The 21,077-nt window shown below is 37.0% G+C and carries 24 protein-coding genes, 2 tRNA genes and 1 pseudogene; 12 read left to right on the forward strand and 15 right to left on the reverse strand.

All coding sequences use genetic code 11. The features are described 5' to 3' along the window. Window positions 1-7 precede the first annotated feature (7 nt). The 4 genes from BMX24_RS14435 (at window position 8) to BMX24_RS14445 (ending at window position 3,228) form a co-directional block, all read left to right on the forward strand. On the forward strand, window positions 8-520 hold the full coding sequence (locus BMX24_RS14435; RefSeq protein WP_089793883.1) for a DUF6973 domain-containing protein: 513 nt from the start codon (window positions 8-10) through the stop codon (window positions 518-520). 477 nt (window positions 521-997) lie between these two features. After that, window positions 998-2,401, forward strand: coding sequence for a nucleoside recognition domain-containing protein (locus BMX24_RS14440; RefSeq protein ID WP_089793885.1), 1,404 nt, complete (start codon window positions 998-1,000; stop codon window positions 2,399-2,401). Between the two features lie 51 nt (window positions 2,402-2,452). Continuing rightward, complete coding sequence (locus BMX24_RS21295) at window positions 2,453-2,818, forward strand: four helix bundle protein (protein WP_194294626.1); 366 nt, start codon at window positions 2,453-2,455, stop codon at window positions 2,816-2,818. 17 nt (window positions 2,819-2,835) lie between these two features. Beyond that, complete coding sequence (locus BMX24_RS14445) at window positions 2,836-3,228, forward strand: hypothetical protein (protein WP_089793886.1); 393 nt, start codon at window positions 2,836-2,838, stop codon at window positions 3,226-3,228. A 14-nt stretch (window positions 3,229-3,242) separates the two neighbouring features. Here the strand turns inward: BMX24_RS14445 and BMX24_RS14450 are convergent, their stop codons facing one another. From BMX24_RS14450 to BMX24_RS14465, 4 genes are all read right to left on the reverse strand, one after another. Continuing rightward, the gene (locus BMX24_RS14450) at window positions 3,243-4,127 is read right to left on the reverse strand and encodes a ferric siderophore ABC transporter substrate-binding protein (RefSeq protein WP_089793888.1); all 885 of its coding nucleotides are present in this window, start codon (window positions 4,125-4,127) and stop codon (window positions 3,243-3,245) included. A gap of 34 nt (window positions 4,128-4,161) precedes the next feature. Next, a complete protein-coding gene (locus tag BMX24_RS14455) occupies window positions 4,162-4,560 on the reverse strand; it encodes an ExbD/TolR family protein (protein WP_089793890.1) in 399 nt (132 codons plus the stop codon). Window positions 4,561-4,619: 59 nt separating this feature from the next. Further along, the gene (locus BMX24_RS14460) at window positions 4,620-5,324 is read right to left on the reverse strand and encodes a MotA/TolQ/ExbB proton channel family protein (protein WP_089793891.1); all 705 of its coding nucleotides are present in this window, start codon (window positions 5,322-5,324) and stop codon (window positions 4,620-4,622) included. A gap of 174 nt (window positions 5,325-5,498) precedes the next feature. Beyond that, on the reverse strand, window positions 5,499-5,960 hold the full coding sequence (locus BMX24_RS14465) for a hypothetical protein (protein ID WP_089793893.1): 462 nt from the start codon (window positions 5,958-5,960) through the stop codon (window positions 5,499-5,501). A gap of 361 nt (window positions 5,961-6,321) precedes the next feature. Here BMX24_RS14465 and BMX24_RS21460 point away from each other — a divergent pair, with 361 nt between their 5' ends. The 3 genes and pseudogenes from BMX24_RS21460 (at window position 6,322) to BMX24_RS14475 (ending at window position 7,995) form a co-directional block, all read left to right on the forward strand. Beyond that, window positions 6,322-6,453, forward strand: coding sequence for a hypothetical protein (locus tag BMX24_RS21460; RefSeq protein ID WP_262485642.1), 132 nt, complete (start codon window positions 6,322-6,324; stop codon window positions 6,451-6,453). Then, a pseudogene (locus tag BMX24_RS14470) lies at window positions 6,453-7,379 on the forward strand (DUF885 domain-containing protein); the annotation flags it as partial. The gene BMX24_RS21460 and the pseudogene BMX24_RS14470, both read left to right, overlap by 1 nt. Before the next feature lie 166 nt (window positions 7,380-7,545). Beyond that, entirely contained in the window at window positions 7,546-7,995 is a 450-nt protein-coding gene (locus BMX24_RS14475) for a DinB family protein (RefSeq protein WP_089793895.1), read from the forward strand. A gap of 97 nt (window positions 7,996-8,092) precedes the next feature. Here the strand turns inward: BMX24_RS14475 and BMX24_RS14480 are convergent, their stop codons facing one another. Continuing rightward, window positions 8,093-8,716 (reverse strand): endonuclease III domain-containing protein, encoded by a 624-nt coding sequence (locus tag BMX24_RS14480; RefSeq protein WP_089793898.1) that lies wholly within the window; start codon window positions 8,714-8,716, stop codon window positions 8,093-8,095. Between the two features lie 33 nt (window positions 8,717-8,749). Here BMX24_RS14480 and bcp point away from each other — a divergent pair, with 33 nt between their 5' ends. Next, a complete protein-coding gene (gene bcp / locus BMX24_RS14485) occupies window positions 8,750-9,199 on the forward strand; it encodes a thioredoxin-dependent thiol peroxidase (protein ID WP_089793900.1) in 450 nt (149 codons plus the stop codon). 88 nt (window positions 9,200-9,287) lie between these two features. Here the strand turns inward: bcp and BMX24_RS14490 are convergent, their stop codons facing one another. Genes BMX24_RS14490 through BMX24_RS14510 form a run of 5 tightly spaced genes read right to left on the reverse strand, consistent with a single transcriptional unit; the run spans window position 9,288 to window position 13,509 of the window. Beyond that, the gene (locus BMX24_RS14490) at window positions 9,288-9,830 is read right to left on the reverse strand and encodes a GNAT family N-acetyltransferase (RefSeq protein ID WP_089793902.1); all 543 of its coding nucleotides are present in this window, start codon (window positions 9,828-9,830) and stop codon (window positions 9,288-9,290) included. Beyond that, the gene (locus tag BMX24_RS14495) at window positions 9,790-10,464 is read right to left on the reverse strand and encodes a hypothetical protein (RefSeq protein ID WP_089793904.1); all 675 of its coding nucleotides are present in this window, start codon (window positions 10,462-10,464) and stop codon (window positions 9,790-9,792) included. Before BMX24_RS14495 ends, BMX24_RS14490 begins: the two co-directional genes overlap by 41 nt. Before the next feature lie 33 nt (window positions 10,465-10,497). Continuing rightward, window positions 10,498-11,580, reverse strand: a complete 1,083-nt coding sequence (locus tag BMX24_RS14500) for a mannose-1-phosphate guanylyltransferase (protein ID WP_228404863.1) — start codon at window positions 11,578-11,580, stop codon at window positions 10,498-10,500. A 2-nt stretch (window positions 11,581-11,582) separates the two neighbouring features. Further along, window positions 11,583-12,173 (reverse strand): SprT-like domain-containing protein, encoded by a 591-nt coding sequence (locus BMX24_RS14505; protein ID WP_089793906.1) that lies wholly within the window; start codon window positions 12,171-12,173, stop codon window positions 11,583-11,585. 1 nt (window position 12,174) lies between these two features. Beyond that, window positions 12,175-13,509: a TolC family protein gene (locus BMX24_RS14510; RefSeq protein WP_089793908.1), complete on the reverse strand. Its 1,335-nt coding sequence runs from the start codon at window positions 13,507-13,509 to the stop codon at window positions 12,175-12,177. A gap of 98 nt (window positions 13,510-13,607) precedes the next feature. Between BMX24_RS14510 and BMX24_RS14515 the strand changes: the two genes are divergently transcribed. The 3 genes from BMX24_RS14515 (at window position 13,608) to BMX24_RS14525 (ending at window position 15,076) form a co-directional block, all read left to right on the forward strand. Continuing rightward, the gene (locus tag BMX24_RS14515; RefSeq protein WP_089793911.1) at window positions 13,608-14,852 is read left to right on the forward strand and encodes a bifunctional folylpolyglutamate synthase/dihydrofolate synthase; all 1,245 of its coding nucleotides are present in this window, start codon (window positions 13,608-13,610) and stop codon (window positions 14,850-14,852) included. 42 nt (window positions 14,853-14,894) lie between these two features. Next, window positions 14,895-14,969 (forward strand) — tRNA-Val (locus BMX24_RS14520). Window positions 14,970-15,001: 32 nt separating this feature from the next. Further along, window positions 15,002-15,076 (forward strand) — tRNA-Val (locus BMX24_RS14525). 75 nt (window positions 15,077-15,151) lie between these two features. Here BMX24_RS14525 and BMX24_RS21220 read toward each other — a convergent pair. The 5 genes from BMX24_RS21220 to BMX24_RS14545 all read right to left on the reverse strand — a co-directional run bounded on the left by BMX24_RS21220 (window position 15,152) and on the right by BMX24_RS14545 (window position 18,360). Next, complete coding sequence (locus BMX24_RS21220) at window positions 15,152-15,319, reverse strand: hypothetical protein (RefSeq protein ID WP_170835719.1); 168 nt, start codon at window positions 15,317-15,319, stop codon at window positions 15,152-15,154. A 76-nt stretch (window positions 15,320-15,395) separates the two neighbouring features. Then, a complete protein-coding gene (locus BMX24_RS14530; protein WP_228404865.1) occupies window positions 15,396-16,364 on the reverse strand; it encodes a glycosyltransferase family 9 protein in 969 nt (322 codons plus the stop codon). Window positions 16,365-16,366: 2 nt separating this feature from the next. After that, window positions 16,367-16,786, reverse strand: coding sequence for a SufE family protein (locus BMX24_RS14535; RefSeq protein WP_089793914.1), 420 nt, complete (start codon window positions 16,784-16,786; stop codon window positions 16,367-16,369). A gap of 252 nt (window positions 16,787-17,038) precedes the next feature. Continuing rightward, window positions 17,039-18,136, reverse strand: a complete 1,098-nt coding sequence (locus BMX24_RS14540; protein ID WP_089793916.1) for a glycosyltransferase family 4 protein — start codon at window positions 18,134-18,136, stop codon at window positions 17,039-17,041. Beyond that, a complete protein-coding gene (locus BMX24_RS14545) occupies window positions 18,136-18,360 on the reverse strand; it encodes a uroporphyrinogen decarboxylase (protein ID WP_089793918.1) in 225 nt (74 codons plus the stop codon). The genes BMX24_RS14540 and BMX24_RS14545 overlap by 1 nt, the downstream gene beginning before the upstream one ends. Before the next feature lie 152 nt (window positions 18,361-18,512). Between BMX24_RS14545 and BMX24_RS14550 the strand changes: the two genes are divergently transcribed. Further along, window positions 18,513-21,050, forward strand: coding sequence for an ATP-dependent Clp protease ATP-binding subunit (locus BMX24_RS14550; protein WP_089793920.1), 2,538 nt, complete (start codon window positions 18,513-18,515; stop codon window positions 21,048-21,050). Window positions 21,051-21,077 lie beyond the last annotated feature (27 nt).

The following is a 21,077-nucleotide window of genomic DNA, read 5'->3' on the forward strand; positions in this document are numbered from 1 at the left end:
TTTATTTATGAGAACTTTTAAGATATTTTTTAATACGATTCGTACATTAAGCTTTAAAAAGATCATGCGTCTTTTATCGCTTATTCTGCCACATCCTTTATTTTCTTTATTAAGTTTTCATGCAACCGTTCAGGCATTTGCGATTGCTCAGAAAAAATTTCCTGATACTGCCTCCAACAACGGGATTGGCAATTCTTTCAGACACGCGCTTTGGTGCTGCTTTATCATGATGTACTGCTGTAAGGTTTCGTCTCCGAAAAAGGCATTGGATTTTTGTAAAAGAATTACAGATATGCACGAGGATTTGTTTCCAAATCAGCCATTGGAAACGAAAATGGATCTTCACAATAACAAAGTCGGAATGGATTATTTTATGGAATTACTTCCTGGTGTTCATCGCCAGTTCTTCGAAAAAAGTTTTTTCATTGACGGCCTTGAGAAAAAAATGAAAGACGCGAAAGTTTTGAAAAATTTAGATGATGATTTTGAAGGTTTTTTGGTTTATCTTGATGAGAAGTAATTTTTTCTTTTTATTAAATTACCCAGAAAGTTTGTCATCCCGAAAGGATCTCAACAGTGAAATACAAAACACAATTCAGGGATAGCCTGATTTTATAGAGATTGCTTCGTCGCTTCTGAACTACGTTCGCAGACCTTCAGTCTGTTCGCGATGACAAATAGTTGTAGCGACTAGAATTCCCCTCCTCTGGAGGGGTGGCGAAAATTCAAAGAATTTTTGACGGGGTGGTTTTTAAAAGTGAATGCTTTAATAGTTAATGGTTAATTTTTACAATGTTAATTATCGCCTACCAGCTAGCCCCGATAGAAACGGCATCCTTTTTTGTTGCGGGCGGAGCAAAGCGGAGACCGTAACAAAAAAGATACAGTGGATAGCGGGAGAAAGCTCCTAAAAAAAGAAAATGAAACCTTTAAAATCTCTCGTTTCTTTGTAATCTGAAGTTTTTTTGATAAGTTTAAACAATTATAATTTAATCAAATGGTTCTCAGCAGAATTTGGTCGGCATTTATCATTGTTGCCATTGCTATTGCAAGTATAAAGTACATTTCATCAAGCCATTACAAAACCATCTTCAATGATATGGTGGTCGGAAAAGGCGGTGATACGGTGCAGATTGCAACACAGAAAATGAATACACTCTCTCCTATCGTTCGGGACAGTCTGATGAAAAAACCTGATTTTGCAGACAGCAGAATTCATTATAAAACCGATTCTTTACGTCAGGATGTTAAAGTGTACCGTGTTCAGGAAGCTGACGGCGTGATAGGAACATCTGAAACCGCAGTGAAAATCTGTCTGGGTCTGATCGGAATTATGACCTTATTCATGGGATTCATGAGTATTGCGGAAAAAGCCGGGGGAATCAACCTTTTGAGCCGATTAATTCAACCTTTTTTCTCCAAATTATTTCCTGAAATTCCTAAAAACCATCCCGCTTTCGGGCATATGTTGATGAATTTCAGTGCAAATCTTTTGGGGCTGGATAATGCTGCCACTCCATTTGGTTTAAAAGCGATGGAAAGTTTACAGACATTAAATCCAAATAAAGAAACGGCAAGCAATTCACAAATCATGTTTTTGTGTCTTCACGCCGGTGGAATGACTTTGATTCCGGTTTCCATCATTGCGATCAGGGCTTCAATGGGATCTAAAACTCCGACGGATATTTTTCTTCCGTGTATGATTGCGACCTTTGCAGCGACTTTAGCGGCAATGATTATTGTTTCTTTATATCAGAAAATCAATTTATTAAGACCTATTGTTATCACTTATGTCGGTGGAATTTCGGCTGTTATTGCTTTGCTGGTTTTGTATCTGGTTCAATTGAGTAAAGATGAACTGGATGATTTCAGCAAGGTTTTAAGTAATGGCCTGATTCTCTTTATTTTCCTAGCGATAATTTTGGGTGCGGTTTATAAAAAAATCAATGTTTTTGATGCTTTTATTGAGGGTGCAAAAGAAGGTTTCACAACCTGTGTGAAAATTATTCCTTATCTGGTCGGAATGCTGATTGCCATTTCCCTTTTAAGAACTTCAGGAGTATTTGACGTCATTATTGACGGGATGAAGTGGGTTGCTTACAATGCAAACTTAGATGCACGATTTGTAGACGGTCTTCCGACAGCTTTAATCAAACCTCTATCCGGTTCCGGAGCCCGCGGAATGATGGTCGATACCATGTCAACTTTCGGAGCAGATAGTTTCCAGGGAAAACTGGCAGCGGTTCTTCAGGGGAGCTCAGATACGACGTTCTACGTGATTGCGGTATATTTTGGAGCCGTAGCCGTAAAGAACACGAGATATACGGTAATTGCCATGCTTTTGGCCGATTTGGTGGGGATTATTACTTCGGTTGCTTTGGCTTATTTGTTTTTTGCATAAAAGTTGATGGTTGTTGGTTGCTAGTTAATTGTTCTAACTGCAAAACACAATATGAGCTATACAAAACTTGACATTTACAACACTTCGTTTGAGTTATTTATCGAAACTCATCAACTTACTTTTAAGTTGCCAACGTATGAAACTTATGAGCTGGGCAGTCAGCTGAGAAGGTCATCAGACTCCATCGTTACCAATATTGTCGAAGGATATGGAAGAAAAGTTTACAAGGGTGAATTAATCCGCTTCTTAGTTTATTCACAAGGAAGTTGTGATGAAACAGTAAGCCATTTATCAAAATTATCAAGACTTTATCCTGAATTAAATTCTGATTTTGAAAATAAAGCTGAACAGTACAAACTCTTAGGAGGAAAAATAAATAACTTTATAAAATATGTCCAACTAAATTGGCGTACATAAAAACAAGCAACTAAACTATGATCACAGATAAAGAATTCACATTACGACTAATCCGCCAGTTATCTCAGGCGTTGGAAAAACTGATTTTGGATAAACCCGAAGAAAGTTTAATGCAGAAAGAACTAGATTTTGATTCTTTGATGAGGGATATTTTTAAATTTGATTTTACCGTTCTTTCATCGAAAACAAAAGAAGAAATTATAGAAATTGTCAACGAAAGACAGGAAAGAGATCACAAAGATTACTATGAAATGTTGGGAAATCTTTTCTACTTTACAGGAAAACAAACCAACAACACTGATTTTTTAGACAAAGCAAAAACATTCTACGAGCTGTATCTTCAAACCAGCGGAATATTTGCATTACCCGTTATCAACAGAATCTCAGAAATAAAAAAAGCACTTGAATAAAGTGCTTTTGTATTTTAGAATGTGATTTTATATGTTCCGGTGGAAGATGTATTCGCTTTTTCCGCTTTTACATATTTCTTAACCCAGGAAACCGCATTGGAAGTAATACAAGGATCAGAGGTTCCCCCCGATCTTCTTGCAGAAACTACATTTCCTGCTTTGTCAACAGTGTAGGCAACGGTAATGGTTCCGCTCGCTGTACAGCTATTTGCGGGTTGTGCTCCACCTCTTCCCATTGTTCCCGGGATGAATCCTACCAATTTTCGGTCGATCCCGACTTTACTGTCACCGTTTCCGTCTCCACCTAAAGGATCTCCTGCATTTCCGATTCCTGTTCCGTCGCCTTGGCTTCCTGCTTTTGTCCCTCTTCCTTTGATTAAATTTCCAATCGCTGCAGTTCCTTTTCCATCCCCATTTCCGGTTTTCGAATTGGCTGTTGTTGCGCCGGATTTCTTGGTATTTTTACTGGCAGAAGTACTGGTAGCTGTTGCTTTATCCGATTTTTTGGACTCTTCTTTTTTCGGAACAGAAACTTTCGCATTATTTCCTGTGATGATTTTCTCCTTTGCTTCAGACTTTTTGGTTTCAGGCTGTGGCTCAGGCTTTATCGCTGTTTTTGTTTCAGGAACGGGTGTTTCCACAGGTTCAGGAGTCACTTCTTCCGTTGCTGCTGCCAGGCTTCCGGGTTGCTCGGCGGGCTCCTCTGCTCCATTTCCGTTTCTGTTGTCCCCGAAATTAACCAGCATTGTGGTGACAACTTCCGGCTGTTGCTCGAGTTCAGGTTTTAATTTATATAAAAAAACAAACAGCAGGATCGCAGACCAGATCAGGATGGAAAGCAATGCGCTTTTCAACCTGTCTTTATTTTGTTCGTCTTTATTAATTATCTGGCTTCTCATTTTAAAATGATCCTTCCCGAAATTTTCGGGTTTGTTATTTATCTTTAACCGTTGCAATGGCAATATTAAATTTATTCTTCTCTGCAATTTCCATTGCAAAAACAACATCTTTATGCATCGTATTTTCGTCGGCTCTTATCGTAAAAGATTTGTTGGTCTGGTTTGTTAATTTATTCACAATCGTGGCTTCAAGCTGATCTTTTGTTACCGGAACATCATCTACAAAATAAGAACCATCCGGTTTGATGCTTACCGTAAGAGGATTTGGAATATTGTCGTCAACAGCTCCGGCTTTCGGCAATTTCACATCAATGGCGCTTTGATTGGCCGCAGAAGACGTGATCATAAAGAATATCAGCATCAGCAAGATAACATCGGTCATCGCTGCCAAACTGAACTCCGGGTTCGCTTTATTTCTTCTCTGAATTTTCATCTGTTTACTTTTTTATTTTTTTATCGTCAGATGGAACCTTTTGGTTTCATATCGAAGATTTATAAAGGTTTGTTGATTAAATCTAAAAATTCGCCGGACATATTCTGAGCTCTCAATACAAATTTATCAATTCTCGTTAAAAGAATATTGTAGAAAAAGTTGGCCGGAATTGCCACAGCAAGACCCACCGCCGTTTGTCCCAACGCCGTATAAATACCTTCAGACAACGTTTTTGGAGAAAAAGAACCGGATGCATGAGAAAGATTAAAGAAAGCAATAATCATCCCGATTACCGTTCCCAAAAGCCCCAACATCGGTGCAATACTCGGAACAACCGCCAAAAGGTTTAAGTTTTTTTCCATGTTGGCAACTTCTACCTGCGCCTGAGATTCCATCGCGCTTACGATATCGGAAACAGGGCGTCCCAGTCTTGAAATTCCTTTTTCTAAAATTCTTCCTTCCGGTGAATTCTGTCTCTTGCAGTAATCTGCCGCAGATTCTATTTTACCTTCTTTGATAAAATCTTCAATATTATCCATAAAATTGGAGTCCGTCTTTGAAGTTATCCTTTTAATAAAGAAAAATCTTTCGAAAAACAGATAGACGGAAAACACACCAAGTAACAAAACGGTTACCATCACTATTTTAGCGAAAGCTCCCCCGTGAAACATGATCTTCCAAAATGAAAATTCTAAATCGTCCACAGCTACTGCAGGTGCAGCAACCTGTGCAAATAAAATCTGAGTAAGTTCCGTTAACAGCATTAAAGTGAATTTTATAAAAGTTTTAACGACAAATGTAGTGGAATATTATGAATTGATCTCTTAAAAAATGTTTAAAAACAACTTAAAAATTGTTATTTTCATAAATAGCAAATTTCTTTCCAAAAATGATTTGAAAAGAAATTTGAATATATAAACTGAGGGTAAAGATTAAAATTAATCTTCGTCTACCTCAATATCATCCTGTTTAAATTCGCATTTAAGCCTAAAAGGGATCGGCGTACCAGATCCGGTATAGAAGTCATCGATCGTTCCTTTCCAGATCACCTGAAGCTCGCCTTCTTCATTTTTCTCAAACAAAAGTTCGTTGTCGTAGATGAAAGCTTCCTCGTCATCGAAAAGGTCTACCTCTGTATAGGTATCTTCTTCCGTATCGGCAATGGTAATGGTTTTTCCTTCTATCTCTGCAGATTCGATAGGGAAATCGAAAACCTCAAGCGAAAGCTGAGGAAAGTTATATTGTAGTGAATCATCTTCCACATGATCCAACCCGTCATCCGTAATAATCTCAACCTCTAAAAAATGCTGCTGGTTGCTATAGACCGCTTTACAATAAGTGTTTCTGATATTGTACTTTAGCGTCTCGTCCGGATGGTAAATTTTTAAAATCCCTTTCATTTTTTCTTAAAAAAAGAACTGTAATAATATGATTGTTAAACGTTTTCAACAAAGATAAAAAATAGATTGAACGTGAAAAATTTTTTGAAAAGTATTTTTGAAAAAACACCTTTATTTAATTTACCGGAAAGCTGGGTTGAGATTAATGTCGAGATCCGGATTGACTCAAGTGGTCTCCCATTCTGTCATTCTGACGAAGGAAGGGTTTAAAAAAATGACAAACCATTGATTTGTATCTTGCTAATTGTTTGATTTTTGACGCGCTTATTCAATGATTTTCAATATTATATCATTGGTTTTAAAATTTTAAAATAAATCAATCGTTTTAATATTTATTTTTGTTTTATAAAGAATTCTGAAAATGAGAAACATTTTATCGAAAAGTATTTTAGGATTGGGGTTAATCGTAAGCCTTGCTTCCTGTAAAAAATCCGATTCTCCGTTAACGAAAGTGACGCCTACCAATTTAGACTCCATTGCCGCCAATTATTAACGAACAAATCTCCTGAAGAAATTAATAAAATAGGGCTTCAACAGGTTGCGATGCTTCGTGCAGAAATGGAAAAAGTAAAGCAGCAGGTTGGTTTTACAGGAACGTTGGAAGAATTCATCAATTATGTAAAAACAGATCCGAAAGCCATGCCGTACAAAACTTCAAAAGAAGTATTGGCTGGATTTAATGGGATTTTAACGAAAATCACTCCGAAACTGAAAACCATGTTCAGTGTAACTCCGAAAACCGGTTTTGAGATCAGACAAACGGAAAAATTCAGGGAAGCAAGTGCGAGTGCAGAATACATCCAGGGAACACCGGACGGAAAAAGACCTGGGATATTTTATGTTCCGCTTCCAGATCCTTCGAAGTTCAATGTAACCTCCGGCATGGAATCCCTTTTCCTTCATGAAGCTATTCCGGGACACCATTATCAGGTCTCTTTGCAGCAGGAAAATACAAAACTTCCGAAATTCATGCGTTTTGGATGGTTTGGAGCGTATGGCGAAGGCTGGGCGCACTATTGTGAAACATTAGGTCCGGAATTCGGGTTGTATACAGATCCTTATCAAAAGATGGGGTATTTGAGCGATCAGATGTTGAGAGCGGTGAGATTAGTTGTTGACACAGGTTTACACACCGGAAAAATGACGAGAGAAGAAGCGATTAAATATTTTTTAAACAATATTTCATACGATGAAGCCGGCGCAACAGCCGAAGTGGAACGCTATATGGCGATGCCGGGACAGGCTTTAGGCTACAAAATCGGTTCTTTGAGAATCCGTGAATTGAGAGAAAAGTATCAGAAACAGCTTGGAAGTAAATTCAATCTGGCAAAATTCCATGATGAAGTTTTGAGCCAGGGCTGTCTTCCGCTGGATGTTTTGAATAGGAAGATGGAACTTTGGGCGAAAAAGCAGAAGTAATTTTGATTATTTTTAAATTAATAAAAGAAAAACATTGAGATCCTTCGACTGCTTCGCGCTCAAGACTATACCGTAAAATTTCGCATAAAGATTGTTGCGGTTAGTATTAGCGTCTGTTATCCTGAGCGCGAAGCAGTCGAAGGATTTTTTAAATAATATTAAAAAAATGATATCACAAAACCTAAAATCCCTTTTTACAAGAGATTTAAATAAATTAAAAACAGAAATTGAGGCTTATCAAGATGAAGCAAATATTTGGAAAACAGATAAAAGTGTTTCCAATTCTGCAGGAAATTTATGCCTTCACCTGGTAGGAAATCTAAGCCATTTCGTTGGTGCGATTCTCGGAAATTCTGGATATGTGAGAACCCGCGAGCTTGAATTTTCTTTAAAAGATGTTCCAAGAGCGGAATTGATTAAAAAAATTGAAGAAACCTTACATATTGTAACCTCAACGTTGGACAATCTGTCTACAGAAGAACTTGAAAAAGAATATCCGCTTGAACCTTTCGGATATGCAATGACCACCGAATATTTTTTAATGCATTTGTTTGGGCATCTGAGCTATCATTTGGGGCAGATCAATTATCATAGAAGATTGCTGGATGTAGAATAGTTTTTAACTTGTTTTTCTTCACCACCCCTTCAAAAATTCTTTGAATTTTCGCCACCCCTCCCTTGGAGGGGAATTTTGCGGCGGTGATTTTCTTTAGTTAATCTTTATCAAACATCATTTTCGTAATAAAATCCTTTTCCCCCTTTCCTCTCGCGGGAGAATATTCTCTTCCGTAGAAAATGATCTGGAGGTGAAGTTTATTCCAAACACTTTCGGGCCAGATGCTTTTTGCATCTTTCTCTGTTTCTACAACATTTTTTCCGGAGGTGAGCTTCCATTGCGTCATCAATCGATGAATGTGTGTATCAACGGGAAAAGCAGGAAATCCGAATGCCTGACTCATTACTACCGAAGCTGTTTTATGACCAACTCCGGGAAGAGCTTCCAATTCCTCGTAAGTTTGCGGCACTACTCCATTGTGTCTTTCCAAGAGAAGTTCGGCCATTCTTTTCAGGTTTTTAGCTTTGGTATTGGCTAGCCCGATTTCTTTGATGAGCTCTTTTATTTCAAATACTTCCAGTTTTGCCATTCTCTGTGGTGTCCCAGCAACAGCGAAAAGTTCCGGCGTCACCTGATTTACCTTTTTATCAGTCGTTTGTGCAGAAAGTGCCACAGCAACCATCAAAGTATAAGGATCGGTGTGATCCAACGGAATGGGAACCTGAGGATATAATTTTTCTAATTCTGTCTGTACAAGCTCGGCTCTTTGCTTTTTTGTCATGTAACCATTAAATTTGAGCAAAATTAAATTATTATGTTGAAAGTTGGAGATAAATTACCACAATTTGAAGGAACAAATCAAGACGGAAAAACGGTAAAATCTGAAAAATTAATTGGAAAAAAATTAATTATTTTCTTTTATCCTCAGGCAAATACGCCGACCTGTACTGTGGAAGCCTGTAATCTGAGTGATAATTATTCAAAGCTTAAAAAAAACGGATTTCAATTGTTGGGAATAAGCGGAGATTCTGTAAAAAAACAGAAAAATTTTCATAGTAAATTTGCTTTTCCTTATGATTTAATTGCTGATGAAAATCGTGAAATCATCGAAAAGTTCGGCGTTTGGCAGGAGAAAACAACCTTCGGAAAGACGTATATGGGAATCGTAAGAACGACTTTTATCTTCGATGAACAGGGGGTTTGTACAAGGGTAATTGAAAAAGTGACTTCTAAAACGGCGGCGGAGCAGATTTTGGAAGGATAGTTTTTAAACACGAATTGCACAAATATTTTCACAAATGACACAATTATTAGTGCTATCTGTGAAAATATTTGTGACAGTCGTATTTCGCTTATTCTGTTTCGTAATACATCAATTCCTCATTATCATCCGGAATGGTGATATATTTCTGGAATTTTAGTCCTAATTTTTCGATAAGTTTTTGGGAAGAAAAGTTATCTTTTGTGGTAATCGCAGAAAGCTTTTTTAAGCCAAAATCATCCATCCCGATGGATTTTACCTTCAAAGCCGCTTCATAAGCGTAACCTTTTCCTTCATATTCGTCTAGAAGAGAAAAACCAATATCTACAACATCCAGACCCTCCCTTTCAAAGATCCCTACTCCTCCGATTTTATGATTTCCTTCTTTTGTAAGAATTAAATAATTTCCGTAGCCCAACCTTTCAAACTGCGGAAGAAAACGGTTTGTGATATAATTTTCTGCGTCGGAAACTGTTTTGATATGACGGTCTCCGATATATTGAATAAATTTTGGTCTGTTGTAAAGATCCAATATAAAATCTCCATCCTCCAAAGACATGGGACGAATGATTAATCGCTCTGTTTCGTAGATTTTATCTGCGTTTTGTTGATTTGGCTGGTTTTTTAGGCTCATCTTTTGGTTCTTCTTTTTTCTCGATTTTTAAAAGCCTTGGATTGTTGGTGCATTTTTTATTGTAAAGTTCAATGTAAGATCCGTTGTCTTTTACAAAATTAATGGTTCCTGTTACCTTACTGATCGTTAAAGTATAATGCTTTTTCTGGTAAGGACATTCTTTTGATATCAGCTTTCCTAAATCCAGGTAATAATTTGAAATATCTTCGTAATAATTTCCTGCAACATCTTTGAAATCTTCATCTACAATATACCCTTCTGTCGCTGCAAAAACCGCTGCATCCTGAACATCATCGATCTTGCCTACAAACTTTTTCAGCCCTTCCAGATCTGTAATATATTCAGTTTTTCCGGCGGAAGAATAAACGATGTAGTAAAAGTTTCCTTCTTCGGCAATGCCTATATTAAAACCGGAATTTTGAGAAACATAATCCTTTGGCACTCCCGATTGTTTAATAATATTATCTTTCCCGTAGCTTTTTTGAATTAAAAGCCAGGAATCTGTTCTCATATTTGGTGTAATATTCTGCAGAATGCTCGCTACACTTGAAAATTGCCTCTTCTGCTGAGCGTACGAAAGTACACCCGAAAGCATAAAAATGACTACACTAAATTTAAATATAAACTTTATCATAATGCAAACAACGCAGAAAGCATACCAAATATTTTACATGAATTTGTCTCCCTTCTTTAAATTTTTTAGGTCGAGAACGTACTCTTTTATCAGCTGATCGTGATCTCTCGGGCAGATAAGCAGTGCCTTATCGGTGTCTACGATGATATAATCTTTCAGTCCGTCAATGATTACAGCTTTATTACTGTTTTTCAATCGGATAACGTTTCCTTTTGAATTGTAGGTAAGAATATGTTTCAGCTTTACGGCATTTCTGTTTTCGTCTTTTTCGGTATTCTCATACACTGAAGTCCAAGTTCCGAGATCGCTCCATCCTAAGTCTGCAGGAATTACGTATACATTTTTAGCCTTTTCTAAAATTCCGTTATCTATCGAGATTTTCTGGACTTTAGGATAAATTAATTCAATACAGCTTTTTTCACTGTCCGCATTGTATTCACAAGCCATAAAATGCTGTGTCATCTCCGGAAGATACGTTTCAAATGCGTGATGAATGCTTTTTACGCTCCAGATAAAAATCCCTGCGTTCCAAAGAAAATCCCCACTTTCCAGAAAGCTTTTTGCAATTTCCAGAATAGGTTTTTCCGTAAAAGTTTTTACTTTGTAATAATCGGAGTCTTTTTTATCTACAAACTGGATGTAGCCATAGCCCGTATCCGGCCTGGTCGGTGTAATCCCCAGAGTTACAAGGTATTCATGTTTTGCAGCTAAGTCAAAAGCAAGTTCTACTTTGTCCAGAAATGTTTGTTCCTTTAAGATCAAATGATCGGCAGGTAAAACAATCATGGTTGCATTCGGGTTTATTTCAGCAATTTTATTGGCCATATAAAGATTGCACGGCGCGGTATTTTTTAATAACGGTTCGCCCACAATATTCTCTTGCGGTACTTCCGGTAACTGCTGATGAGAGAGCTCAACATATTCTTTGTTGGTAATTATAAATATGTTTTCTTTAGGAATTATTTTGCTGATTCTGTCATACGTCTGCTGAATCATTGTACGCCCAACTCCTAAAATATCCTGAAACTGTTTCGGAAATTTCTGTGTACTCATAGGCCAGAATCTACTGCCGATTCCTCCTGCCATGATCACGCAATATCTATCTGATTTTGACATTCTTAAGTGCATTTTTCTACCCTTGCCAAAGGCTTGAAAGAATACTTCCTTCCCGTAGCCAGGTTCTTACAAAGATAGTTTTTTTTAATCAGACCTTCTAATAAATACTTTTCATTTCGGTAAATAAAGAAATCTCCTTTTTGCAGCTTTTCGATAAACTGAAGGGTATCATCTTGTCTTTCAATATGAAAATATTTCACCAAATCCGGGCTTGCCATAAAATTAGCCTTCGGTGATTTTGAAAATTTTATGATGATCGGTCTTAGTTCTTCTTCATATACATCAAGGCTTTGCAGCAGCATTTGCCTGAAGGTTTCCTTCCATTCGTTTCCGTGTGGAGAGATTCTTCTTCCGTATTTTTCAAAAGCAATAAGGTGTGCCAGCTCATGAGTAAGCACAAAGAAAAAAAGCTGCGGAACCAGGGTAGAATTTATCGTAATTTCATGAGAATGATCCGGAAGCTTACGATAATCTCCCAACTTAGAATTCCTGTTTCGTGTAATTTTTATATGAATATAATAATCTGAAAACCAGATTTTTAAATATTGAAGCGTATTTTGTGGTAAATATTTTTCTAATGATTGGATCGACATTTTACAAACTTAGTGGAATTCCCGCATAGAAATTCAACAATTTAAGACTGAAAAGATAATTATATTTCGCCTGAGCAACAGAACCTTGCGCATTGGCGTAGTTGTTCCTCGCAACGTTTACATCATAGATGGTAGATCTTCCCGCTGCATAACTTTTATCTGCAAACTCCAGAGCAAGCTTGGTACTTTTCTCGGCCTGTACCGCAGATAAATAAATTTCATAATTCGCATCAACATCAAACTGAGCCTTCTGAACATTCTCTCTCACCGCCTGTTTCTGTTGCAGCAAAGTGATTTTCGCAATACTTTCATTCAGTTTCGATTGCTCTACCTGAAGTTTTGTAATTCCTTTGTTAAAAATAGGAATATTGACAGAAATGCCTACATTTTGTCCAAAGTTATCATTGTACTGACTGAAAAACGTAGGATCAATAATAGGATTACCATATTGATCATATCGCGTTAAAATATTATTGTAAAAACTTCCGATTCCTGCACTTGCCGTCACCGTAGGCCAAAAAGCTGTTTTCGAAACTTCAGTCTGAGCTTCCGCAGATCGGATTCTGCTTTCTGCCGCTTTTACCTGAGGCTGTGTTTCATAAGCTGTTGTTAAAACCTCATCCACATCTTTCAACTGAGGAGCCAACTGATCCGGAACATCAACATCTTCCACATCAAAATCTTTATACTCTTGAAGCTGTAAAAGCTGAGCCAAAGCAAACAGGCTTCTTCCCACGTTGATTTCCGCCGTTTTTAAGTTTTGCTTTTCTCTTGCCAATCCCGCTTCTGCTTCTGCTAAAACAGTCTGAGCCGTCGTTCCTACTTCTGTCGTTATTTTTGAGCGGTTGTACTGTTTTTGAGCGTTTTCAACCGCTGCCTGAGAAATTTTTACAATTTCTTTATTTAATAATGTTGTTAAATATTGCTGAGCGATCTGAAGCGAAATATCATTTTTAATAGTTTCAATATCATATTGGCTTGCTTCTACATCAAATTCAGTTTTTCTAACGGTTTTTTCCAGTCTCCCGTTGTTGTAAACCAAGATATCCGCGCCTATATTTGAATTATTGCTGAATCTGTCATTTCTGATACTTCCCGTACCCAATGAAGCCTGCCCGAAACTCACACTATTTCCTACACTTGCGGAAACAGACGGAAGATAATTTCGCTTTGCAATTTTCAGATTAAGATCCTGCGTTTGTTTTGAATATTCATTTTGGATCACCTGAAGATTATGTTTTGTTGCATAATCTACACATTCTCTCAAAGACCACTTTTTCTGGGCATTGACAGCCAGGCAAGATAATCCCAAAATAACAGTCAAAACTTTTTTCATATTAAGATTTTTCCTTATTAGACGAATTAAATATAAAAAAGTTACAGCTTCAGAAAATTATTGTTTCATATTTATGAAACTTTTGAGAATTTTGCAGTATGACTATCGAACAATACCAGGAAGCCGTAGATTGGCTTTTCGTACAGGCCCCAAACTACCAGATCGACGGGCAGAAAGCCTATAAGCCGGGATTAGACAATATCATCAGGCTTTGTGATTTTTTTGGAAATCCTCAGGAAAAAATAAAATGCATCCACATCGGAGGAACCAATGGGAAAGGTTCTTCGAGCAATATGCTGGCTTCTGTACTTCAGGAATCAGGGTATAAAACAGGTTTATATAACTCACCTCATCTTATTGATTTTACAGAACGTATAAAAATTAACGGTGAAAATTGTGACAAAGAGTTTGTGTATCATTTCATTCAGAAACTGAAAGATTTGCCCGAAGATATTCAGCCTTCTTTTTTTGAATTTACCACCATCATGGCTTTCGAATATTTTTACCAGCAGAATGTGGATATTGCGATAATTGAAGTTGGTTTGGGCGGAAGATTGGATTCGACAAATATTATTAAACCTTTGGTTTCAGCAATTACAAATGTTCAGCTGGATCATCAAAATATTTTAGGAGATACGCTCGAGGAAATTGCCGGAGAAAAAGCAGGAATCATTAAAAATAGCATTCCTGTCATTTTCGGTGATGAAAATGAGGTTGCAAAAAATATTATTAAAAATAAAGCAGAAAGAGAAAATGCACCTTTCATTGATGCTACTTTATTAAAAACTGATTTAAAATCTGATCTAAAAGGAAATTATCAGGAGAAAAACATTAAAGTGGTGTTAGCTTTAATTGAAGAATTAAAAAAATTAAACTTCAATATTTCTGATGCCAATATTGAAAAAGGGCTTTTGCATGTTCATGAAAATACAGGCTTTATTGGCCGTTGGTTTGAGTTCTCAAAAAATCCGTTGACGATTTGTGATACAGGCCACAACCAAGCCGGTTTGGAGCATGTTTTTGAACAATTAAACTCCATTAAAAAGCATAAACACGTTATTTTGGGCTTTGTAAATGATAAAAAGATCGATGAAGTCATGAAAATCTTACCGGAAAATTCTGAATTTTATTTTGCAAAACCGTCTATCCATAGGGGAAGACACCCGGAAGATTATGAAAACTTACTTGTTGAAGCAAAAATTTCTTATAAAATTTTCGATTCTGTACAGGAAGCGTATCTTTCTGCAAAAGAGCAATGTACAAACGAAGAAATGATTTTTATCGGCGGAAGCAACTTTGTAGTCGGAGAATTTTTAGAAAAAAATTTGGAGATTTCCGAATAAGTCGTATATTTGCACCACTCTAATCGAGGAAACAAAGATAGAGGGTTCTTAGCTCAGTTGGTTCAGAGCATCTGGTTTACACCCAGAGGGTCGGGGGTTCGAATCCCTCAGGACCCACACAAAAGGATCGAAACCTTTTAAAAAAATTCGGGTTCTTAGCTCAGTTGGTTCAGAGCATCTGGTTTACACCCAGAGGGTCGGGGGTTCGAATCCCTCAGGACCCACAGAAATCTCTCAAGAAATTGGGAGATTTTTTTATTTTAAAAAAACCGCAACGTTCTGCTGCGGTTGTTAATATCTTATTTACGGTGGCCCGGCGCGTAATATTTAGCCGATTTTGCCCCGGTTACCTTTTTTACCTGTCCCGGAGGAAGTCCATTATTTCCATTGGGTTTTAAGCGGGGAGCGCAGGAAATTACAAATAATCCTACCAAAATAACAGCTCCTATTTTTTTCAATTTTTTCATATTGCTTTTTTACAATATATAAAAATATTGTGCCAATGTGGGTGATAAATAATTTTATTGTAAAGAGAAAACAGGATTAAAGAATTTTATTGACAATTTTCTGAATAGCAAGCTCTTCCAGACACGCCCAGTCACCTCGATAGCATTCTTTATCGCCGAAAACGGAACATGGTCTGCAGCTCAAATCTTTAATCTGAACCACATCATCCTCACTCTGCCCGAATCCTAAAAATCCGGCATAAGGATGCGTCTGCCCCCAAATAGAAACACATCTCGTTCCCACAAGACTTGCCAAATGCATGTTGGCGGAATCCATAGAGATCATTAATTCTAATTCGGATATTTTGTTCAATTCTTCTGTAAGGCTTAGTTTTCCTGATAAACTCTGTGTATTGGGGATTTCTCTTTCCCATTTTCCCAACGTTTCTGTTTCATTTTTGCCGCCTCCAAAGAAATAGATTTTATGTTTTTGAGCTAAAATTTTCGCTAATTCATAAGATTTTTCCAGCGGAAGCATTTTCCCGCGATGCTGAGCGAAAGGCGCGAAACCAATTCCTGATTTGATTACGGAAAAAGGTCTTAACTGATGCGATAATTCAACCTTAAAGCCCATTTCCCGAAAGACATCGGCGTAGCGTTCAACAGTTTTTTTAAGCTGTGTTTTATGGAGGTTCCAGATATCGGTAAGATGTTCTTTTTCTTCCTTCCCTTTATTGATTTTAAAAACTTTTAACCCTTTTCTGCGATAAATTTTATCTAAAACTTTCGTTCTGATCACATCATGAAGATTTGCTATCAGGTCAGGATGAAATTCCTTCACCAGTTCATTTGCCAATCTCGTTAATCCAAAAAAACCTTTGTAATCATCAAGGTTCACTCCCTTGAATATAACATTCGGAATATCAGAGAATAAGCTTTCAAAATTTTTGCGGGAAACCATGACAATTTCTACGTCTGGATTCTGTTCTAAAAATTCCCGAAACACCGGTGCTGTCATCGCGACATCACCAAAGGCAGAAAAACGATATGCTAGAATTCTTGTCACAATTACGATTTCAACTGATAGGCAACTGCGTAAAATTTAATTTGTTTTGTCATGGCCATCAAACCGTTGGCTCTGGAAGGAGAAAGGAATTCCTGCAGCCCGATTTCAGAGATAAATTCGAAATCAGAATCTAAAATTTCCTGCGTAGAATGACCGCTGTAGATGCTCACCAAAAGAGAAACTATCCCTTTCGGCAAAATACCGTCAGAATCTGCATTGAAAAACAATTTTCCATCTTTGTACTCAGCATCGATCCAGACTTTGCTCTGGCAGCCTTTAATCAGATTTTCGTCAGTTTTCTTATCTTCCGAAAGTCCTTTCAATTCTTTTCCCAGATCAATAATATACTCATATTTTTGTTCCCAATCGTCAAGAAATGCAAATTCGTCGATAATTTCCTGCTGTTTTTCTTTAATGGTCATTTTAACTAATTTCTTTCTGCAAAGATAACCAATTTATAAAAGATAATTTAATAGAGATTTAATATGAAGAAGATTTGAAATTATCCTTAGCTAGAGTTGCAGTCATTCTTTTAAACAACAGAAAAATATACACAATGTTTGTCATCCTGGAAGGATCTTAGCGTTATATTAGAAAACAGTCTGGAAAGATTCGAGTCCAGATGCTTTCAGCATGACAAACTTTACGGAATACTTTTTAAGAGAGAAATAAAATCAAAGCGAAGCCTTTTCAAAAACTTCAAGCAATTTTATTTCTTCATTTTCCCAGCAAAGAATATTTGCTGCTTTTTCAAGCTCGGGCAGATAACTTCTTCTTCCTTTATTTAAAACTCTTTTTATTGCCTCTGCAATACTTTCGGGTCTATGATCTCTGATAATTTCTCCGATATCAAATTGAGCTTTAAGATTCTGCATTTCAGGAAGATTTGACAGAATTAAAGGAACACGTGCCTGGATACAATCCAGTACTTTATTCGGTAAAGAATAATAATAGCTGTCCCCTCCATTTTCTTCGATGCTCATTCCACAATCTACCGTCGGTGTAATTTTCCTTAAATCTTCAGGTAATAATTTTCCTAAAAACTGAACTTTTTGTTGAAGATTTTCTTTAATTACCAAATCTTCATATTCCTTTTTCTTGGGGCCATCTCCGGCAACTTTAAAAATGACATTTTCCAGGTGATGCATTGCCAAAATAGCTTTATCAATACCCCGAAAAGGATTAATGACACCTTGATACAAAAGAATTTTCGGATTATTTTCAAGAATTTCTCCAGTAAAATCTAATTTTCTGGGAGCATTTTGAACCACAACAGGCAGAATTCCGTACTGATTTTTAAACCAATTGGCATATCCTGAACTTGCCGTCATCATAAATTGGATCTTCGGGATTACATTTTTTTCCAGATAACGCCATAATTTTTGTGACATTTTGCCCTGAATTGCCGGCATTTCGGAAAAAATTTCATGACTGTCAAAAACTAGCGGAATATTTAGCTTTTTTGATATTAAATAATTCGGAAGCAGAGCATCCAGATCGTTGGCATGAAGAATCGTGTTTTTATCCGCTTTTTTCTTTAGTTCATGGTACAATTTCCAGTTGAATTCGAAATATGCGGTTTTTAAACTTGTTGAAATTAATTTTATTCTATTAAAAGCATAAGGCCGCGAAATTTTTTCACTTCCACCCCAGTCGTTTCCTATCAATTCAATGCCGTATCCGTTTTCATGTAAAGTCCTGCAAACCTTCTCTATACGCTGATCTGTGTACAGATTACTAAAAGCAGAGGTAATGACTTTTTTTCTGTTCATTACTTTTTTTTATCCGCTAAAAGGTGGTAAATTTGAATAAAGCAAATCATCCCGTTTGGGATGATTACCGGCCAGAGCATTCCGCTGAAGATACCATAAATGACAAAACATATACAGCCGACCATATTGACAATTCTAATTTTTCTTACATCTTTCAGGATAAAACTCAACACGATAAAAAGTGAAGCAGAATATCCGATATAAGTAGCAGTTTCGGGGTTCATGAGAAAAATTTAGAGCAGAACAAACTTAATCATTTTCAATAAGATAATAAAATTTTTTCTGCCATAAAGTCATTTATTGATTTTTGGTAAAATATTTGTAATTTAGATAATGAATAAATGGCAATGCTGCTTTTATTCTAATGAGATATATTATGGATTATAAGTTTTCACAAGGTTTGAGCCAAGTGTTCAAACAAAGCAAAAGCGAAGCTAAAAGGCTGAAAAGTGAATTTCTTAATACAGAACATCTACTTTTAGGTATTATAAAAACGGAAAACTCTGCAAAAGAAATCCTTCAAAACCTTAATGCGGATTTAACACAAATCAGAAGAAAAATTGAAACTCTAAATACAGCAAGTCTAAATCCTATTTCTGAGGAGGTTACCAATATTTCTTTCACTAAGATGGCAGATCATGCGATCAAACGTGCGGAGCTGGAATGCAGACAATACAAAAGCAATGAGATTAATACCGTTCATTTGCTTTTAGGCATTCTATACAAATATGAGGACCCGACTTCAAATATTTTAGGAGCTTACGACATCGATTATGAAGGAGTTTCAAAAGAGTATCAGACGATGCTGAAAAATTCCGGACAGGCACCACAGATGAGTGCTTATGACGACGATGATGAAAGAGAGGAATTTGAGCAAATGAGAAAGCCAACAGGAAATTTAGGTTCCGGAAAAAGTAAAACTCCTACTTTGGACAACTTTGGTAGAGACCTTACTTCTTTGGCAAGAGACGGGAAATTGGACCCTGTGATCGGTCGTGAAAAAGAAATTGAGAGAGTTTCTCAGATTTTATCAAGAAGAAAGAAAAACAATCCGTTGCTTATCGGTGAACCGGGTGTTGGTAAATCTGCCATCGCTGAAGGTTTGGCCTTAAGAATTCAACAGAAGAAAGTTTCAAGAGTTCTTTATGGTAAAAGAGTGATCACTTTGGATCTGGCGAGTTTAGTTGCCGGAACAAAATACCGTGGTCAGTTTGAGGAAAGAATGAAGGCGATCATGACGGAGCTGGAGAAAAACAGAGATGTCATCTTATTCATTGATGAGCTTCACACTATTGTCGGTGCGGGAAGTTCTACAGGAAGCTTGGATGCGTCAAATATGTTCAAACCTGCTTTGGCAAGAGGAGAAATCCAATGCATCGGGGCAACTACCCTGGATGAATATCGTCAGTACATCGAGAAAGACGGTGCTTTAGAAAGAAGATTCCAGAAAGTAATGGTGGAGCCGACTTCGATCGAAGAAACCGTTCAGATCTTAAATCAGATTAAAGATAAATACGAAGAACATCATAATGTAATCTATACTCCGGAAGCAATTCTGGCATGTGTCAATTTGACATCAAGATATATTACAGACCGTTTCTTACCGGATAAAGCGATTGATGCCATGGATGAAGCCGGATCTCGTGTTTATATTAAAAACATGAAAGTTCCTACAGAAATCATTGATTTTGAAAAGAAAATCGAAGATATCAAGGAAATGAAGCAGAAAGCAGTAAAAGCTCAGGATTATCTTGAAGCAAGAAAACTGAAAGATGAAGAGGAAAGACTTCAGATGGAACTGAATGCTGCCCAGGATAAGTGGGACAAAGATGTGAAGGAGAAAAAAGAAACCGTAACAGAAGAAAATGTAGCGGAAGTGGTTTCCATGATGAGTGGTGTTCCGGTAACGAAAGTAGGTAAAAATGAGCTTGATAAATTAGCTCAGATGGACGGAAAACTGAACGGAAAAGTAATCGGTCAGGAAGACGCTGTGAAAAAAGTTGTGAAAGCAATTCAGAGAAACAGAGCCGGACTTAAAGATCCGAACCGTCCGATCGGTACTTTCATTTTCTTAGGAACAACCGGTGTCGGTAAAACGGAGCTGGCCAAAGTAATGGCAAGAGAATTATTCGATTCTGACGAAGCTTTGATCAGAATTGATATGAGTGAATACATGGAAAAATTTGCGGTTTCAAGATTAGTTGGTGCGCCTCCGGGATACGTTGGATACGAAGAAGGTGGACAATTAACAGAAGCGGTGAGAAGAAAACCTTATGCTGTGGTTCTTTTGGATGAGATCGAAAAAGCTCACCCTGATGTATTCAACATTCTGTTGCAGATTTTGGATGAAGGTCACGTTACGGACAGTTTAGGTAGAAAAATTGACTTCAGAAATACGATTATTATCCTTACTTCAAACATCGGTACGAGAGATCTTAAAGATTTCGGAGATGGTGTAGGATTCGGAACTTCTGCGAAAAAGTCAAACACAGATACCAGAGCAAGAAGTACCATCGAAAATGCGCTTAAAAAAGCATTTGCCCCTGAATTCCTAAACAGAATTGACGATATTATCATCTTCAACTCTCTTGTACAAGACGATATCAAGAAAATTATTGATCTTGAATTGAACAAACTGTACAGCAGATTAGAAAAATTAGGGTACAAAGTGGAATTAACCGAAGAAGCAAAAGACTTCATCTCTGAAAAAGGCTGGGATAAAGACTTCGGCGCAAGACCATTGAAACGAGCTATCCAGAAATATATTGAAGATTTATTAGCCGAAATGCTGGTAAACAAACAATTGAATGAAGGAGAAACTGTAGTTCTTGACCTTAATGAAGCGAAAGATGCACTCACAGGAAAGGCTTCTAAAACTAAGAAGTCTGCTGCTGAAAAGTCTTCTCAATCATAAATAAATAATTTGATTATAAAAAAAGCA

Origin of the sequence: Chryseobacterium wanjuense (assembly GCF_900111495.1) — a bacterium.
In the GTDB taxonomy this organism is placed as follows: domain Bacteria; phylum Bacteroidota; class Bacteroidia; order Flavobacteriales; family Weeksellaceae; genus Chryseobacterium; species Chryseobacterium wanjuense.

What these genes read in the sequence shown, in the direction of transcription:
- BMX24_RS14435 (WP_089793883.1), top strand. Translation starts at nt 8, where the DNA reads ATGAGAACTTTTAAGATATTTTTTAATACGATTCGTACATTAAGCTTT.
- BMX24_RS14440 (WP_089793885.1), top strand. Translation starts at nt 998, where the DNA reads ATGGTTCTCAGCAGAATTTGGTCGGCATTTATCATTGTTGCCATTGCT.
- BMX24_RS21295 (WP_194294626.1), top strand. Translation starts at nt 2,453, where the DNA reads ATGAGCTATACAAAACTTGACATTTACAACACTTCGTTTGAGTTATTT.
- BMX24_RS14445 (WP_089793886.1), top strand. Translation starts at nt 2,836, where the DNA reads ATGATCACAGATAAAGAATTCACATTACGACTAATCCGCCAGTTATCT.
- BMX24_RS14450 (WP_089793888.1), bottom strand. Translation starts at nt 4,127, where the DNA reads ATGAGAAGCCAGATAATTAATAAAGACGAACAAAATAAAGACAGGTTG.
- BMX24_RS14455 (WP_089793890.1), bottom strand. Translation starts at nt 4,560, where the DNA reads ATGAAAATTCAGAGAAGAAATAAAGCGAACCCGGAGTTCAGTTTGGCA.
- BMX24_RS14460 (WP_089793891.1), bottom strand. Translation starts at nt 5,324, where the DNA reads ATGCTGTTAACGGAACTTACTCAGATTTTATTTGCACAGGTTGCTGCA.
- BMX24_RS14465 (WP_089793893.1), bottom strand. Translation starts at nt 5,960, where the DNA reads ATGAAAGGGATTTTAAAAATTTACCATCCGGACGAGACGCTAAAGTAC.
- BMX24_RS21460 (WP_262485642.1), top strand. Translation starts at nt 6,322, where the DNA reads ATGAGAAACATTTTATCGAAAAGTATTTTAGGATTGGGGTTAATCGTA.
- BMX24_RS14475 (WP_089793895.1), top strand. Translation starts at nt 7,546, where the DNA reads ATGATATCACAAAACCTAAAATCCCTTTTTACAAGAGATTTAAATAAA.
- BMX24_RS14480 (WP_089793898.1), bottom strand. Translation starts at nt 8,716, where the DNA reads ATGACAAAAAAGCAAAGAGCCGAGCTTGTACAGACAGAATTAGAAAAA.
- bcp (WP_089793900.1), top strand. Translation starts at nt 8,750, where the DNA reads ATGTTGAAAGTTGGAGATAAATTACCACAATTTGAAGGAACAAATCAA.
- BMX24_RS14490 (WP_089793902.1), bottom strand. Translation starts at nt 9,830, where the DNA reads ATGAGCCTAAAAAACCAGCCAAATCAACAAAACGCAGATAAAATCTAC.
- BMX24_RS14495 (WP_089793904.1), bottom strand. Translation starts at nt 10,464, where the DNA reads ATGATAAAGTTTATATTTAAATTTAGTGTAGTCATTTTTATGCTTTCG.
- BMX24_RS14500 (WP_228404863.1), bottom strand. Translation starts at nt 11,580, where the DNA reads ATGTCAAAATCAGATAGATATTGCGTGATCATGGCAGGAGGAATCGGC.
- BMX24_RS14505 (WP_089793906.1), bottom strand. Translation starts at nt 12,173, where the DNA reads ATGTCGATCCAATCATTAGAAAAATATTTACCACAAAATACGCTTCAA.
- BMX24_RS14510 (WP_089793908.1), bottom strand. Translation starts at nt 13,509, where the DNA reads ATGAAAAAAGTTTTGACTGTTATTTTGGGATTATCTTGCCTGGCTGTC.
- BMX24_RS14515 (WP_089793911.1), top strand. Translation starts at nt 13,608, where the DNA reads ATGACTATCGAACAATACCAGGAAGCCGTAGATTGGCTTTTCGTACAG.
- BMX24_RS21220 (WP_170835719.1), bottom strand. Translation starts at nt 15,319, where the DNA reads ATGAAAAAATTGAAAAAAATAGGAGCTGTTATTTTGGTAGGATTATTT.
- BMX24_RS14535 (WP_089793914.1), bottom strand. Translation starts at nt 16,786, where the DNA reads ATGACCATTAAAGAAAAACAGCAGGAAATTATCGACGAATTTGCATTT.
- BMX24_RS14540 (WP_089793916.1), bottom strand. Translation starts at nt 18,136, where the DNA reads ATGAACAGAAAAAAAGTCATTACCTCTGCTTTTAGTAATCTGTACACA.
- BMX24_RS14545 (WP_089793918.1), bottom strand. Translation starts at nt 18,360, where the DNA reads ATGAACCCCGAAACTGCTACTTATATCGGATATTCTGCTTCACTTTTT.
- BMX24_RS14550 (WP_089793920.1), top strand. Translation starts at nt 18,513, where the DNA reads ATGGATTATAAGTTTTCACAAGGTTTGAGCCAAGTGTTCAAACAAAGC.